This window comes from Streptomyces sp. NPDC057280 (assembly GCF_042668605.1).
GTDB lineage: Bacteria > Actinomycetota > Actinomycetes > Streptomycetales > Streptomycetaceae > Streptomyces.
In genome coordinates this window covers 13,519-29,056 of record NZ_JBHUYR010000002.1, presented here as the reverse complement: position 1 = coordinate 29,056, position 15,538 = coordinate 13,519, and the positions used below count along the sequence as shown (strand labels likewise).

The window sequence follows — 15,538 nt, the reverse complement described above, 5'->3', positions numbered from 1 at the left end:
TCGTACCGCACTACGAGCTCGTACGGCCTACGAGTGCGTCCGCAGCAGCGTGCGCATCGTCCGCATGGCCACCGACAGGTTGGCGAGGTCGAACGTCTCCGAACTCTGGATCTCCTCCAGGGTGGTGCGCGCCCGGCCGAGGATCGCCGCGTTCTTCTCCTCCCAGGCCTTGAAGCGCTGCTCGGGAGTGGAGGTGCCGTTGCCGACCGCGAGGACGTCCGCGGTCACGGCCGCGTGGGCCGCGTAGAGGTCCTCGCGGATGGAGGCGCGGGCCATGGACTGCCAGCGGTCCGCGCGGGGCAGCTCGATGATGCGGTCCATGAGCTGCGTGATGTGCAGCCGGTCGGCGAGGTCGTAGTAGACCTCGGCGACGTCCAGCGGCTCCTTGCCCATGCGGTCGGCCACCGAGACGATGTCGAGCGTGGGGAAGGCGGAGGAGAACCCGGCCACGCGCGTGGCGAGTTCGTCCGGGACGCCGGCGCCCGACAGCTCGTCGTAGATCTGCTGGTACCACTCCAGGTCCGCGCCCCGCAGCAGCTTCGGCAGCTGCGACCACACCTGCTCGACCCGCTCGCCGAAGAACTCGACGGTCTCGGCGAGCTGGAGCGGCTGCGGCCGGTTGTTGAGCAGCCAGCGCGTGCCGCGCTCGACGAGCCGGCGCGAGTGCAGACGGATACGGGTCTGCACGGCGGCCTCGACCCGGTTGTCGAGGGCCTCCACCCCGTCCCACACGGCGGCCGAGCGGAAGATCGCGCGGGCCGCGGTCTGCGCCCGGACGATCTCCTCCAGGGACGCCCCGGTCTCCTCGCGCAGGCGGTGCAGGTACGTCGTACCGCCCGTGTTGACCGTGTCGTTGACGAGGACGGTCGTGATGATCTCGCGGGCCAGCGGGTGGCTGTGCATCTGGTCGGCGAACTGCTCGTGCAGCGCGGTCGGGAAGTACGCGTCGAGCAGGGTGCGCAGATACGGGTCGTCGGGCAGCGAGGTGTGCAGCAGCTCGTCGGAGACCGTGATCTTCGTGTACGCCATCAGCACGGCCGTCTCCGGGCCGGTCAGGCCCTGGCCGTTGGAGAGGCGCTCGCGGATCTGGCGGTCGGTGGGCAGGAACTCCAGGGCCCGGTCGAGGTGCCCCTCGCGCACCAGGTGCTTCATGAAGCGCTGCTGGGCGTGGAGCATGTCCTTGGACTGGGCCAAGGCGTTGGCGATCGCGGTGTTCTGCGCGTAGTTGTTGCGCAGGACCAGGCGGCCGACCTCGTCGGTCATCTCGGCGAGCAGCTTGTTGCGCTGCTTGACCGTCATGTCGCCCTCGGCGACCAGGCCGTTGAGCAGGATCTTGATGTTCACCTCGTGGTCGGAGGTGTCCACGCCCGCGCTGTTGTCGATGGCATCGGTGTTGATCTTGCCGCCGTGCAGGGCGAACTCGATCCGGCCGAGCTGGGTCAGACCCAGGTTGCCGCCCTCGCCGACGACCTTGACGCGCAGGTCGGCGCCGTCGACACGGATCGGGTCGTTGGCCTTGTCACCGACGTCCGCGTGCGACTCCGCGCTCGACTTCACGTACGTGCCGATGCCGCCGTTCCACAGCAGGTCGACCGGCGCCTTGAGGATCGCCTTCATCAGGTCGGCCGGCGTCATCTTGGAGACCTTGCCCTCGATGCCGAGGGCCTCGCGGATGTGCGCGTTGAGCGGGATGGCCTTGGCACTGCGCGGGAACACGCCGCCACCGGCCGAGATGAGCTCGGCGTTGTAGTCGGCCCAGCTGGAGCGCGGCAGCTCGAAGACGCGGCGCCGCTCGGCGTAGGAGGTCGCCGAGTCCGGGTTCGGGTCGATGAAGATGTGCCGGTGGTCGAAGGCGGCGACCAGGCGGATGTGCTCGCTGAGCAGCATGCCGTTGCCGAACACGTCACCGGACATGTCACCGATGCCGACGACCGTGAAGTCCTCGGCCTGGGTGTCCACGCCCAGCTCACGGAAGTGCCGCTTGACGGACTCCCAGGCGCCGCGCGCGGTGATGCCCATGCCCTTGTGGTCGTAACCGGCCGAGCCACCGGAGGCGAAGGCGTCGCCGAGCCAGAAGTTGTACGACTCCGCGACCCCGTTGGCGATGTCGGAGAAGGTGGCGGTGCCCTTGTCGGCGGCGACGACCAGGTAGGTGTCGTCCTCGTCGTGCCGTACGACGTCGGCGGGCGGGACGACCTCACCGGCGACCATGTTGTCGGTGATGTCGAGCAGCGCCGAGATGAACACCTTGTAGCTGGCGATGCCCTCGGCCAGCCACGCCTCCCGGTCCACGCTCGGGTCGGGCAGCTGCTTGGCGACGAAGCCGCCCTTGGCGCCGACCGGCACGATGACGGTGTTCTTCACCATCTGCGCCTTGACCAGGCCGAGGATCTCGGTGCGGAAGTCCTCACGCCGGTCGGACCAGCGCAGGCCTCCGCGCGCGACCTTCCCGAAGCGCAGGTGCACGCCCTCGACGCGCGGGGAGTAGACCCAGATCTCGAACGCCGGGCGCGGCGCGGGCAGGTCGGGGATGGCCTGCGGGTCGAACTTCATGGACACGTACTCGTGCGGCTTGCCGCCGGCCGCCTCCTGGAAGAAGTTCGTACGGAGCGTCGCCTTGATGACGGTCAGGAAGGACCGCAGGATGCGGTCCTCGTCGAGGCTGGCCACCTGGTCGAGCGCCGCGTCGACCTCTTCGAGGAGGGCGTCCACGATCTCGTGGCCCGCGCGCTGCCGGTCCGGCGACATCCGCGCCTCGAACAGGGAGACGAGCAGCCGGGTGGTGTGGACGTTGTTGCGGAGGGTGTCCTCCATGTAGTCCTGCGAGAACGTCGAACCCGCCTGGCGCAGGTACTTGGCGTACGCCCGCAGCACCATCGCCTGCCGCCAGCCGAGGCCCGCCCTGAGCACGAGGGCGTTGAAGCCGTCGTTCTCCGCCTTGCCGGTCCAGGTCGCGGCGAAGGCCTCCTGGAACCGCTCACGGCCGTCGTCGCCGAGGTAGTCCCCGGCGCCGTTCTGCGACTTGGGCATGCGCAGACCGAAGTCGTAGATCCAGGCGGTCGTACGGTCCGAGCAGCGCAGTTCGTACGGCCGCTCGTCGGTGACCTCGACGCCGAGGCGGCTGAGCACCGGCAGGACGGCGGACAGGGAGACCGCCTCGCCCTTGCGGTAGATCTTGAAACGGCGCTCCTCGGGGGCCGAGCCGACCGGCTCGTACAGGCTCAGGGCGAAGTTGTTCTCCTCGCTGAGCTGCTCCAGGTGGCACAGGTCGGCGACGGCCGCGCGCGGGGTGTGGTCGGCCTTGTAGCCCTCGGGGAAGGCGCTGCCGTAGCGGCGCAGCAGTTCGGCGGCGCGCTCCTCGCCCAGCTCGTCGGTGAGCGCCTCGGCGAAACCGTCGGCCCAGGAGCGGGCGGCCTCGACGAGGCGGGCCTCGATGCGCTCCTTGTCGCTGTCGCTGAGCTCGGGCAGTTCGGTGCCCTGCGGGACGCGGACCACGAAGTGCAGCCGGGACAGGATCGACTCGGTGTTCCAGGCGGTGAAGTCGACGCTGGTGCCGCCGAGCTCCTCCTTCAGGATGTCGATGATCCGCAGCCGGACGCCGGTGGTGTACCGGTCGCGGGGCAGGTAGACGAGGGCGGAGTAGTAGCGGCCGTACTCGTCCTGGCGCAGGTACAGCCGCAGCCGGCGCCGCTCCTGGAGGTAGAGGACGCTGGTGACGATGGACTGGAGCTCGTCGGCCGGGGTCTGGAAGAGCTCGTCGCGCGGGTAGGTCTCCAGGATCTGGAGCAGGTCGCGGCCGTCGTGGCTGTTGGGCGAGAACCCGGCGCGCTGGAGCACCTCGTCCACCTTGCGGCGGATGACGGGAACCCGGCGCACGGACTCGGTGTAGGCGGCGGACGAGAACAGTCCGAGGAAGCGCCGCTCCCCGACGACATTGCCCTGGGCGTCGAACTTCTTCACCCCGATGTAGTCGAGGTACGACGGCCGGTGCACGGTCGCGCGGCTGTTGGCCTTGGTCAGCACCAGCAGCCGGTGCTCACGGGCCTTGGCCCGGGCGTCGGCGGGCAGCCGCTCGAAGGAGGGGCTGACGGGGTGGCTGTCGTCGCCCGCGTGATGCGGGTCGGAACGCAGGATGCCGAGGCCGGTGCCGGGCACGGCGGCGAGGGAGTCGTCCTCGCGGAGCTGGTACTCGCGGTAGCCGAGGAAGGTGAAGTGGTCGGCGGCCAGCCAGCGCAGCAGCTCGCGGGCCTCCTCGACCTCCTGCTCGGGCAGGTCGCCGGCGGTGGGCTCGGCGGGCAGGTCCTCGGCGATGCGCAGCGCCGCGTCGCGCATCTTCTCCCAGTCCTCGACGGCCTCCCGGACGTCCGAGAGGACCCGCAGCAGGTCGGCGGTGATCTGCTTGAGGTCGGCGCGGTCGGTCTCGCGGTCGATCTCGACGTGGATCCAGGACTCGGTGTGCGCGTCGTGCGGAAGCTCGCCGCGGTCGCCGGCGGGGCGCTTCGGGAGCACCTCGATGAGCTGTCCGGTCACATCACGCCGGACCACGACCTGCGGGTGGATGACGACATGGATGCCGCGTCCCTGCCGGGTCAGCTCGTTGGTGACCGAGTCGACGAGGAAGGGCATGTCGTCGGTGACGACCTCGACGATCGAATGGCTGCACGCCCAGCCGTTCTCCTCCACCGTGGGCGTGAGGACCCGCACATTGGCCGTGCCCTGTGGCCGGTTCTCGGCCAGCCGGTAATGCGAAAGGGCGGCTCCGAAGACGTCGACCGGGTCGCGGTCGGTGAGGTCCTCCGGGGCGGTGTGCAGGTAGTAGCGCTGGAGGAACGCGAGCACCGATTCCCGGTCAGGGGTGCCCTTGTCCGTCGTCCCGGTCGGTAGGTGCCCCCCGACCGGGCTGTTCTCAGCTACCCGGGCAGCCCTCTCGAGCAGCTCGGCCTTGGCTTCGTCCAGCTTGGTCTGCATTGTCCTCTGGCTCCTGTCGCGCGCCGTTGCGTGACGTAGAAGGAAGTACGGTCTCTTCCCTCTGCGGCTCTACGCCACGGCCCGGGGTGTCCGGTCCGCTCCGACGCTATGCCGCGAGGTGAGATGGGCGGAGTGATATCAGCCAATGTCGACGCCTTCGAAAGGTGTGACGCTGATCTCCGGGAGGCCCTGTCACGAGGTGTGCGCGGCGCCCTGGAGGGTTCCGCACCTCCGTCCCGCCCGCGCGGACCAGCGACTGACGCCCGGACACGGATGTCGTCCGTGCTCACCGGGCGCAGGGCAGGGGCGACAGTGCCCCCGCGAACTATCGCGCTGATCACGCCACCAAGGCTATCGCTCCTTACAGGGGCTCCGTCATGAGCCGTATGTGTACAAAACCAGGGGTCGAATTTTGACGTTCTGCACAGTCCCCGAACCGCCCCCGAACAGTCCCCGCCCCCTTGCCAAGTCCCTGTTTCACATGCACGTTGCCGACATGACAGCCAAAATCCTGATCGTCACCGGTGACGCGGCGGAGTCCCTGGAGGTCCTGTACCCCTACCAGCGGCTCCGCGAGGAAGGCTACGACGTCCACATCGCGGCCCCGACCCGCAAGAAGCTGCAGTTCGTCATCCATGACTTCGAACCCGGCTTCGACACCTACACCGAGAAGCCCGGCTACACCTGGCCGGCCGACCTCGCCTTCGCCGACGTCGACCCCGGCGAGTACGCCGCGGTCGTCATCCCCGGCGGCCGGGCCCCGGAGTACCTCCGCAACGACCCGCAACTCCGCAAGATCCTGAAGTCCTTCTTCGACGCCGACAAGCCGGTCGCCCAGATCTGCCACGGCCCCCTGCTCACGGCCGCGATCGACGGCCTCCGCGGCCGCCGCGTCACGGCGTACCCGGCCCTGGAACCCGACATGCAGGCGGCGGGCGCCACCTTCCAGGACACGGAGGCGGTCGTCGACGGCACCCTGGTGTCCTCGAGGGCCTGGCCGGACCACTCGGCGTGGATGCGGGAATTCTTGACGGTACTGCGGGCGAAGGCGCCGGTGACGTAGATCTGCTCAGGCAGAGGTGGGGTACCGCTGGGGCACCGTCCCTGCCCGCCGCTGCGAGCAGCCGTACCGCTGGAGCGGCGCCCACCGGACAGCGACTGCCGTCTGCCTGCCACCGCTCCAGGCAGACGCACCGCCTCCTCTGCCGCCACTCCAGCCGACCCGCCACCCACCGCAACGCCACCGCCCCCTCTGCCGCCGCCGCTGCGGGCAGTCGTGCCGCAGGGCGGCACGGGTGGGCGCAGCGGCACCCCGCCAGCGCGGGCGAGCGAAGACCCCGCGACAGCACCCCGCCTGCGCAGGCAAGCGAAACCCCGCGACGGCACCCCCACGCCGGTCAGCCCGCGCCCCGCGTCACGGCATCACGTCACGCCGCTATGCGCTCCGCCTCCGCAACGGCCTCGGCCAAGGTGTCCACAACCGGAACACCAACCGCCTCCAGGCTGGCCCGACCGTGCGACCCCCCGGTGTACAGAACGGCTCGCGCCCCCACATGCAACGCCGCCACCGCGTCATCGGCCGCGTCCCCGATCACCACCGTGCGAGCCGGATCCACCCCGGCCAGCGCCGCGACATGCCGCTCCATGTGCTCCGCCTTGCTCCCCCCGGACGGCCCGACCCGCCCGTCCACCCGAACGAAGTGCGCCTCGATCCCGAACCCACGCACCAGGGGCACCAGCTCCTCGTGCCCGTACATGCTCAGAATCGACTGGCTGCGCCCGGCCGACCGCCACCCCGCGAGCAGTTCCGCCGCCCCCACCGCGAGCCCGCACCCCACCCGGTGCTCGCTGTAGTACCGGTGGAAGGTCTCGTCCATGACCAGCCACTCGGCCTCGGTGGGCAACCGCCCCATCAGCCGCTCGTAGAACTTCGGCACCGGCACGCAGTACAGCGCCCGGTACTGCTCCATCGTGATCGGCGCGAGCCCCAGCTCCGCGAACGCCGCGTTCGTCGCCCCGATGATCGCGTCGTTGTCGTGGAACAGCGTCCCGTTCCAGTCCCAGACGATGTGCGCGCCCATGTGCATCCCCATGCCCAAAAACGTACCCGCCCCCACTGACAATCAAGAGACCCGCAGCTCAGAGGGCACCACCAGCACGCGCCGGCAGCCTCGGTCCCAGCCTGGGCCTCAGCCGCCCAGCCCCACCAGGTGGGGGATCTCCTGCGTGGCGTACCAGAGCAGTTCGTGGTCCTCGGTCCCGTCCACGACGAACTGCGCGTCGTCGTCCCCGGCGTCCGCCGCCGCCAGCGCCTCCGCCCCCGCGGTCACGTCCGCCTCCGCGTCATCCGCGTCGACATGCACCGCGGCCGCCTTGGCCAGCGCCACGCCCCCGGCGACCCGCACCTCACCGAGCGCCGCCGGATCGAGCCCCCGGTCGGGGTCGGCGACCGCCGCACCGTCGGGCACGTCGACCGCGACCACGACCCGGCGCCGCACCGCATCGGGGTCGGCCGCCAGCAGCCGCAGCGAGGCGAGCGCGGCCCGGTTCAGCGCCGCGTACTCGAGTTCCTCGATGTCGTCGGAGAGATACCACTCGCGCAACGCGGGCGTCACGGCGTAGGCGACGAGCGGGTCGGGCCCCAGCTCGCCCGTCTTGTACGCCTCGGCGAGACCGGAGAGGGTCAGGGGGACGTAGACGCGCATGGTTGCCGCTTTCGTGGTCAAAGAGCGTGGACGAGGGCTCCGCGGAGGCTCCCGGCAGAGCGGTGACGACCTCCCGAAGAGCCTTCAGGATACGTGCGGGCGTCCCCTTTCGAGTCCCTGCCCGGCCCCTCGGAGGCGTCCACCCGCGTCCGGAAACTCACCCGGCGCACCCCCGTGGCCACGGCCTTCCGGCACCGCGGATCACCCGGATAAGCGAACATTGCGCACCCTCGCCGCACCCCCGCTCTTCCTTGCCGCCGTCGCCCTCGACCCCGTACAAGATCCCCAACCGCCGAAGTTACCGCCCGGTACGCAGCAGGGCATGACACCGCACCGCACCGCTCCGGGCCCCACGAACGGGGATCTCCATGAACAAGGTCATGACCAGGTCGCAGCTCCGCCCCGGCACCCGCCCGCCGAGCCGCCGCGACTCGCGCCGCCCCGGCGGCACCCCGCCCCGCACCCCGGTAGGCGGAACGCCCCGCGCCACCCCCGACGACGGCCGCCCGCCGGGCTCCCCGAACGCCACCACCCGAACCCGTCCCACGGACAACCGCCCACCGGCGGCCACAGGATCCCCCACGGCCGTCGCGACCCCCCTTACCGGCACCCAGCCAGGCACATCGGTCCACACCGCCCCGGAGCCCCGCGCAGCCGCCGCGGCCGCTCGCCCCCGGACCGGCACCCACACCTCGGCAGCCCCGGCCCCGGCCCGGACCGGCACCATCACCTCAGCGCCCCCGGCCCCCACGCCCCGCACCCCCGTCCCCCAGCTCCACCCCACCGACCACATCGCCGAGCTCCTCGTGCTGGTCCTCAGTGGCCAGCGCCCCGTCCACTCGATGCTCCGGCACACCGTCGGCCAGGCCTACGACGAGCTGGCCGAGCTCGCCGAACGCGGCCCCCTCCGCGCCCGCGGCACCCGCCCCGTGGTCCGCGACATCGGCTACTACGTCCCGCGCCCCGGCGCCTACGAGGCCTTCGCCCGCATCGGCGCCGGCGACCAGCTGCGCGCCATGGCCTTCCGCGTGGAACTCGGCCGGGACCGCCGCTGGCGCTGCACCGCGGTGGAACTGGGCGGCCCCCGCGACCGCCGCACGGCCGACCACTGACACCACGGCGCGCACAAGCGCCGAGCGCGGCCCGAAGCAGCCCGAAGCAGCCCGAACGACCGAGCCGGCTCCCACCCCCACGCCGAACGACCGAGCCGACCGCACCCACACGCCGAAGGGCCGGGCCACCCCAGGTGACCCGGCCCTTCAACCGGCTACAGCGTCGCGGACACCGTCACTTCTTACGACGGCGCCCACCACGCGACTGCTTGCGCCGCTCCGCGCGCGTGAGGCCGTCCGCCTCGGAGCGCACCGGCTCGTCGTCGTCGGCGAACTCGCCCTCGACGACACCGCCCTCGCCGTCCACGGTCGGCGCGGAGAAGTGCAGATCCCGGCGCTGCGGGGCGTCGAGGCCCTTGGCGCGGATCTCCGGGCGGGCGCCCGCCTGCGCCGGCACCGCGTCCTGCTTGTCCAGGGACGGCTTCTCGTCCTCGACCGGGACCTCCTCGACCTGCTGTTCGACCTGGACCTCCAGGTTGAACAGGTAGCCGACGGACTCCTCCTTGATGCCCTCCATCATGGCGGTGAACATGTCGAAGCCCTCGCGCTGGTACTCGACCAGCGGGTCCTTCTGCGCCATCGCGCGCAGGCCGATGCCCTCCTGGAGGTAGTCCATCTCGTAGAGGTGCTCGCGCCACTTGCGGTCCAGGACCGACAGCACGACCCGGCGCTCCAGCTCACGCATGATCTCGGAGCCGAGCTGGGCCTCACGGGCCTCGTACTGCTCGTGGATGTCGTCCTTGATGGACTCGGAGATGAAGTCGGCGGTCAGCCCCGCGCGGTCGCCGGCCGCGTCCTCCAGCTCCTCGACGGTGATCTTCACCGGGTAGAGCTGCTTGAAGGCGCCCCACAGCCGGTCGAGGTCCCAGTCCTCCGCGAAGCCCTCGGCGGTCTCGGCGGCGATGTACGCGTCGATGGTGTCGTCCATGAAGTGCTGGATCTGCTCGTGCAGGTCCTCGCCCTCCAGGACGCGGCGACGCTCGCCGTAGATGACCTCGCGCTGGCGGTTGAGGACCTCGTCGTACTTCAGGACGTTCTTACGGGTCTCGAAGTTCTGCTGCTCGACCTGCGACTGGGCGGACGCGATCGCGCGCGTGACCATCTTGTTCTCGATCGGCACGTCGTCCGGCACGTTGGCCATGGACATCACGCGCTCGACCATCTGGGCCTTGAACAGGCGCATCAGGTCGTCGCCGAGGGACAGGTAGAAGCGGGACTCGCCCGGGTCGCCCTGGCGGCCGGAACGACCGCGCAGCTGGTTGTCGATACGACGCGACTCGTGCCGCTCGGTGCCCAGCACGTAGAGGCCGCCGAGGTCCTCGACCTCTTCCTTCTCGGCCTTCACGGCGAGCTCGGCACGCTCCAGGGCGGCCGGCAGGGCCTGCGCCCACTCCTCGATGTGCTCCTCGGGGTCGAGGCCGCGCTGGCGCAGCTCCGCCTCGGCGAGGTCCTCGGGGTTGCCGCCGAGCTTGATGTCGGTACCACGGCCGGCCATGTTGGTGGCCACGGTCACGGCGCCCTTGCGGCCGGCCTGGGCGACGATGATCGCCTCTCGGTCATGCTGCTTGGCGTTCAGCACTTCGTGCTGGACGCCGCGCTTGCTGAGCTGCTGCGAGAGGTACTCGGACTTCTCGACCGAGGTGGTGCCGACGAGGATCGGCTGGCCCTTCTCGTGCTTCTCGACGATGTCGTCGACGACCGCCTCGAACTTCGCGACCTCGGTGCGGTAGATCAGGTCCGACTGGTCCTTGCGGATCATCGGCTTGTTGGTCGGGATCGGGACGACGCCGAGCTTGTAGATCTGGTGGAACTCGGCGGCCTCGGTCATCGCCGTACCGGTCATGCCGCACAGACCGGGCTGTTCCTTGCCGTCGTGGTCGTGGCGCTTGTAGAGGCGGAAGAAGTTCTGCAGGGTGATCGTGGCGAGCGTCTGGTTCTCGTCCTTGATGTCCACCCCCTCCTTCGCCTCGATCGCCTGGTGCATGCCCTCGTTGTAGCGGCGGCCGGCGAGGATACGGCCGGTGTGCTCGTCGACGATCATGACTTCGCCGTCCATGACGACGTAGTCCTTGTCCTTCTTGAAGAGCTCCTTGGCCTTGATGGCGTTGTTCAGGTAGCCCACCAGAGGCGTGTTCACCGACTCGTAGAGGTTGTCGATGCCCAGCCAGTCCTCGACCTTGGCGACACCGGCCTCGTGGATGGCGACGGTGCGCTTCTTCTCGTCGACCTCGTAGTCGCCGGTCTCCTCGATGCCCTTGAGGGGGTTGCCGGCCTCGCCCTTCTTCAGGCGGGTGACCAGCTTGGCGAAGTCGCCGTACCACTTGGTGGCCTGGTCGGCCGGGCCGGAGATGATCAGCGGCGTACGGGCCTCGTCGACCAGGATGGAGTCGACCTCGTCGACGATGGCGAAGTTGTGGCCGCGCTGGACGAGCTCGTCCTTGGACCACGCCATGTTGTCGCGCAGGTAGTCGAAGCCGAACTCGTTGTTCGTGCCGTACGTGATGTCGCAGGCGTACTGCTCGCGACGCTGGGCGGGCGTCATGTTGGCGAGGATGCAGCCGACTTCCAGGCCCAGGAACTTGTGGACGCGGCCCATCATCTCGGAGTCGCGCTCGGCCAGGTAGTCGTTCACCGTGATCAGGTGAACGCCCTTGCCGGACAGCGCGTTGAGATAAGCGGGCAGGGTGCCGACGAGGGTCTTGCCCTCACCGGTCTTCATCTCGGCGACGTAGCCGAGGTGGAGGGCGGCGCCGCCCATGATCTGCACGTCGTAGTGGCGCTGGCCGAGGACGCGCTTGGCGGCCTCGCGCACGGTGGCGAACGCCTCGGGGAGCAGGTCGTCCAGGCTCTCGCCGTCGGCGTACCGCTGCTTGTACTCATCGGTCAGGGCACGCAGCTCGGCGTCGGAGAGGTCGACGAAGTCCTCTTCGATGGAGTTGACCTGGTCCGCGATGCGGTGCAGCTTGCGCAGGATCTTGCCTTCGCCTGCACGCATGATCTTCGAGAGGACGGACACGGGGGTTGGTCTCCTTGCCGGTCGGGCCTGGGACGGTCGGTTTCCATTTGACTTGACTGAGCAACGGCCATCGTATGCGAGGACATGGCCACGCCGGGAGCCTGCCGGGGACGGCGACCGTCCGCTGCTTCAAATCTCCGTCAAAGGGGACAACGGCCGGGGGTAGCGGATGGTGCCGCGTTCCGCCGACGAATTGCGCGAAAGGTGACCACGCGCTCACGCACCGCAAAAAGATGGCCTTGTCGTGAATCCCCGAGCAGAATCGGCCGATGGACCCCGTCACGCTCACCACCGGCCGCCTGCTGATGCGCACGGTCGGCCCGCCGGACACCGACACCGTGTACGCGGCCGCCCAGGACCCCGACATCCAGCGCTGGACGACCATCCCCTCGCCGTATCTGCGCGAGCACGCGGAGAGTTTCACGGACCAGCTCGTCCCCGACGGCTGGACGAACGGCTCCATGTTCACGTGGGGTCTCTTCCTCCCCGAAGGGGAGGAACTGGTGGGCATGCTCGGGCTGTCGATGCGTTCCATGAGCGCGGCCGAGGTCGGCTTCTGGGGCACGAGGGAACACCGCGGCAACGGCTACGTCACCGAGGCCGTCCTCGCCGCGTCCCGCTGGGCCTTCACCCAGCTGTCCATCGACCGCGTGGAGTGGCGCGCTGAGGTCGGCAACCACCCCTCGCGCGCGGTGGCGGAGCGCTGCGGTTTCACGGTCGAGGGCGTGCTGCGCTCCGGCATCGTCAACCAGGGCGTACGCCGGGACTGCTGGGTGGGTTCCCTGCTCCCTTCGGACCTGGGGCTGCCGTCGACGGCACCGTATCTGCCGGCGCGCGTGGAGCTCTCGTAGTGATCGCGCAGCTCACGCCCCGTTGTCAGTGCCACCGCCTATCGTCCCCCTCATGACGAGCCCGCGTCCCTCGACCGAACTGACCGCCGACGAAGCCCGCCGCATCGCCCTGCGCGCCCAGGGCTTCCTCGGCACCCCCGACCGCCGGGCCGGTGTCCGCGGCGTCCTGCGCCACCTCGGCGCGGTCCAGCTCGACACCATCTCGGTCCTCGCCCGCTCCCATGAGCTCATCCCGTACGCCCGCCTGGGAGCGGTCGGCCGCAAGACCGTCGAGAACGCCTACTGGACCGAGACCCACGCCTTCGAGTACTGGTCCCACGCGGCCTGCATCCTCCCGATCGAGGAGTGGCCGCACTTCGCGTTCCGCCGCCGTGCCTACCGCGACCGCCCGCACTGGAGCCACGACCTGCCCGAGGGCACCTACGAACAGGTCATCAAGCAGCTCCGCGCCGAGGGCCCCCTCACGGCCACGGAGCTGGGCGGCGCGAAGAAGACCAGCGAGTGGTGGGACTGGTCGGGCACCAAGGTCGCCGTGGAGCGCGCGCTCATGTACGGCGAGGTCGTCTGTGTGGAGCGCCGCGGCTGGAAGCGGGTGTACGACCTCGCGGAGCGCGCCGTCCCGCAGGCGCTGCTCCATGACGAGCTGGACGACGCCGAGTGCCTGCGCCGCCTGGTCCGGCTGGCCGGGCGGTCGCTGGGGGTCGGCACGCGCGCGGACATCGCCGACTACCACCGCCTCAAGGCCGAGCAGGTCGACGCGGTGATCGCCGACTCGGTTCTGGTCCCGGTCGCGGTCGAGGGCTGGGGCAAGCCCGCCTGGGCCGACCCGGAGGCCCTGGCGACTCCGCCGCGGGGCCGCCACCGTACGACGCTGCTGTCGCCGTTCGACTCCCTGATCTGGGAACGCGCGCGCACGGAGCGGATCTTCGGCTTCACCCACCGCCTGGAGGCCTACGTCCCCAAGCCGAAGCGGGTCTACGGCTACTTCGCGATGCCGGTCCTGGCCGGCGGCCGTCTCGTCGGCCGCGTGGACCCCGCGCGGGAGGGCCGCACCCTGGTGGCCCGGCAGGTCACGCTGGACGGCCCGAAGGCGGTCCCGGCGGTCGCGCAGGCACTGGCCGAGGCGGCGAGCTGGGTGGACTGCACGGACGTGCGCGTGGAGCGGGTGGACGCGCCCGAACTGCGCGCGCCCCTGACCAAGGCGCTAGCGGATCTCTAGGATCTTCTCCCGCATCGCGTAGACGACGGCCTCCATCCTGGAGTGCAGCTGAAGCTTCTCCAGGATGTTGCGCACGTGGTTCTTCACGGTGTTCTCGGAGATGAACAACTCCTTGGCGATATCCCGGTTGTTCATTCCGGTTGCGACGAGTTTGAGCACTTCCAGCTCACGGTCGGTGAGCCGCGGCGCGGGCACGAGCCGCCGCTCGTCCGTCCGCTGGATCATCGACTTGAACTCGGTGAGCAGCTTCGACGCCATGGACGGACTGATCTGCGACTGTCCGTCGGCGACCGCGCGAATGGCGGTGGCCACCTCGTCGGTGGAGATCTCCTTGAGGAGATAACCGGTCGCGCCCGCCTTGATCGCCTCGTAGAGGTCGGCCTCCTCGTCGCTGATCGTCAGCATGATGATCTTCGCGCTGGGGGCGACCTCCTTGATGGAGGTGCAGGCCTCGATACCGCCCCGCTTGGGCATCCGTACGTCCATCAGGACGATGTCGGGCAGCAGGTCGGCGGCCTTGTCGACGGCCTCGGCGCCGTCGCCCGCCTCGCCCACGACCTGGATGTCCTCCTCGGCCGCGAGCACGATCTCCAGTCCCCGCCGAAAGAGGGCATGGTCGTCCACGACCAGGACACGGATCGGCTCCTTGCGTGGTGAGCCCGTGTCCGGGCCCAAGCCGGTGACGCCGTCGCCGGCATCTCCGTCCTGCATCGGTCCGAAGCTGTCCGCCATCGTTCCTCCCCCTGAAGGCTGTGGCTGGTCCTGTGCCATCGCCAACCCAAGGCAACGGCCCAGCGGTTGGGCCGGTGCGGCCATGATTTCATGCCCGGACGACACCGCGGTGACCGAGCGGGGCGCGAAGTGGTCGCACACCGGTGCCCCTGGGGGCGCACACGCGCTCCAGGGGCACCGGCTCAGCCGTCAGGCCGGGCGGTCAGCCACCCAGCGTGCCACCGGCCGCGGGGGGCTGCGCCTGGGCGACCATGGGGTCCGTGCTGAGGTGGATGACGCCGTAGTCGTAGGCGTGCCGTCGGTAGACGACACTCGGTTCCTTCGTCTCGGAGTCGACGAACAGATAGAAGTCGTGCCCGACCAGCTCCATCTCGTACAGAGCCTGGTCGAGGGTCATCGGGGAGGCGACGTGGGTCTTCTCGCGGACGATGAGGGGGCCTTCGCCCTTCACTTCCAGCGAGCCGATCTTCTTGGTGGGGACGCCGTCCGGCTCTTCGTCATGGACGGGGAGGCCGTTGCCGTTGAGGGTGGCCGCGCCCGGGACGTGGTCGGCGACCTCGGCTGCCGAGATCCGGCGCGCACCGCGGCGCGAGAAACGCTTGTCGTGCTGCTTGCGCAGGCGGGCGTCCAGCTTTTCCGCCGCCAGGTCGAGCGCCGCGTACGGATCGCTTGCCGCCGCCTCCGCCCGGATCACCGGACCGCGGGAGCGGAGCGTGATCTCCACTCGGTCACAGCGGTCGGCTTGTCGGGGGTTGGGCTCCTTGGACACCTCGACGTCGAGGCTGATCACCTTGCCGTCGAGCTTCTGGATCTTCTCCAGCTTCAGCTTCTCGGCCACGTGCTTGCGGAACCGCTCGGGCACCTCGGTCTTGCGGCCCTTGACGACGATGTCCACGCAGAACTCCGTTCCCGGATCGCTCCGCTGCGACGGCGGA

General features: G+C 70.0%; 10 protein-coding genes. 4 read left to right on the top strand and 6 right to left on the bottom strand.

Going from position 1 to position 15,538, the window contains the following annotated elements; all coding sequences use genetic code 11:
* Positions 1-27: 27 nt before the first annotated feature.
* Entirely contained in the window at positions 28-4,968 is a 4,941-nt protein-coding gene (locus tag ACFUO4_RS10745; RefSeq protein ID WP_383482484.1) for an NAD-glutamate dehydrogenase, read from the bottom strand.
* Positions 4,969-5,464: 496 nt separating this feature from the next.
* Between ACFUO4_RS10745 and ACFUO4_RS10740 the strand changes: the two genes are divergently transcribed.
* Entirely contained in the window at positions 5,465-6,031 is a 567-nt protein-coding gene (locus tag ACFUO4_RS10740; protein ID WP_383482482.1) for a DJ-1/PfpI family protein, read from the top strand.
* A gap of 364 nt (positions 6,032-6,395) precedes the next feature.
* Here the strand turns inward: ACFUO4_RS10740 and ACFUO4_RS10735 are convergent, their stop codons facing one another.
* Together ACFUO4_RS10735 and ACFUO4_RS10730 are read right to left on the bottom strand one after the other, a co-directional pair.
* Complete coding sequence (locus tag ACFUO4_RS10735) at positions 6,396-7,061, bottom strand: HAD family hydrolase (RefSeq protein ID WP_383482479.1); 666 nt, start codon at positions 7,059-7,061, stop codon at positions 6,396-6,398.
* Between the two features lie 96 nt (positions 7,062-7,157).
* Positions 7,158-7,673: a DUF6912 family protein gene (locus ACFUO4_RS10730; RefSeq protein ID WP_383482476.1), complete on the bottom strand. Its 516-nt coding sequence runs from the start codon at positions 7,671-7,673 to the stop codon at positions 7,158-7,160.
* A gap of 368 nt (positions 7,674-8,041) precedes the next feature.
* Between ACFUO4_RS10730 and ACFUO4_RS10725 the strand changes: the two genes are divergently transcribed.
* Positions 8,042-8,785 (top strand): Rv3235 family protein, encoded by a 744-nt coding sequence (locus tag ACFUO4_RS10725; RefSeq protein ID WP_383482473.1) that lies wholly within the window; start codon positions 8,042-8,044, stop codon positions 8,783-8,785.
* A gap of 175 nt (positions 8,786-8,960) precedes the next feature.
* Here the strand turns inward: ACFUO4_RS10725 and secA are convergent, their stop codons facing one another.
* Complete coding sequence (gene secA, locus ACFUO4_RS10720) at positions 8,961-11,801, bottom strand: preprotein translocase subunit SecA (protein WP_079309706.1); 2,841 nt, start codon at positions 11,799-11,801, stop codon at positions 8,961-8,963.
* 269 nt (positions 11,802-12,070) lie between these two features.
* Here secA and ACFUO4_RS10715 point away from each other — a divergent pair, with 269 nt between their 5' ends.
* The gene (locus ACFUO4_RS10715; RefSeq protein ID WP_079309705.1) at positions 12,071-12,652 is read left to right on the top strand and encodes a GNAT family N-acetyltransferase; all 582 of its coding nucleotides are present in this window, start codon (positions 12,071-12,073) and stop codon (positions 12,650-12,652) included.
* A 52-nt stretch (positions 12,653-12,704) separates the two neighbouring features.
* Entirely contained in the window at positions 12,705-13,871 is a 1,167-nt protein-coding gene (locus ACFUO4_RS10710; RefSeq protein WP_383482468.1) for a winged helix-turn-helix domain-containing protein, read from the top strand.
* On the opposite strand, the gene ACFUO4_RS10705 is transcribed toward ACFUO4_RS10710, so the two are convergent.
* Complete coding sequence (locus ACFUO4_RS10705) at positions 13,857-14,603, bottom strand: response regulator transcription factor (protein WP_079309703.1); 747 nt, start codon at positions 14,601-14,603, stop codon at positions 13,857-13,859. The two genes, ACFUO4_RS10710 and ACFUO4_RS10705, sit on opposite strands and share 15 nt — an antisense overlap.
* Positions 14,604-14,805: 202 nt before the next feature.
* Entirely contained in the window at positions 14,806-15,498 is a 693-nt protein-coding gene (gene hpf, locus ACFUO4_RS10700) for a ribosome hibernation-promoting factor, HPF/YfiA family (protein ID WP_128112193.1), read from the bottom strand.
* Between the last annotated feature and the right edge of the window lie 40 nt (positions 15,499-15,538).

Bases quoted from the DNA above. Each gene is read 5' to 3' on its own strand.
- ACFUO4_RS10745 (WP_383482484.1), bottom strand. From the start codon at position 4,968: ATGCAGACCAAGCTGGACGAAGCCAAGGCCGAGCTGCTCGAGAGGGCT.
- ACFUO4_RS10740 (WP_383482482.1), top strand. From the start codon at position 5,465: ATGACAGCCAAAATCCTGATCGTCACCGGTGACGCGGCGGAGTCCCTG.
- ACFUO4_RS10735 (WP_383482479.1), bottom strand. From the start codon at position 7,061: ATGGGGATGCACATGGGCGCGCACATCGTCTGGGACTGGAACGGGACG.
- ACFUO4_RS10730 (WP_383482476.1), bottom strand. From the start codon at position 7,673: ATGCGCGTCTACGTCCCCCTGACCCTCTCCGGTCTCGCCGAGGCGTAC.
- ACFUO4_RS10725 (WP_383482473.1), top strand. From the start codon at position 8,042: ATGAACAAGGTCATGACCAGGTCGCAGCTCCGCCCCGGCACCCGCCCG.
- ACFUO4_RS10715 (WP_079309705.1), top strand. From the start codon at position 12,071: ATGGACCCCGTCACGCTCACCACCGGCCGCCTGCTGATGCGCACGGTC.
- ACFUO4_RS10710 (WP_383482468.1), top strand. From the start codon at position 12,705: ATGACGAGCCCGCGTCCCTCGACCGAACTGACCGCCGACGAAGCCCGC.
- ACFUO4_RS10705 (WP_079309703.1), bottom strand. From the start codon at position 14,603: ATGGCGGACAGCTTCGGACCGATGCAGGACGGAGATGCCGGCGACGGC.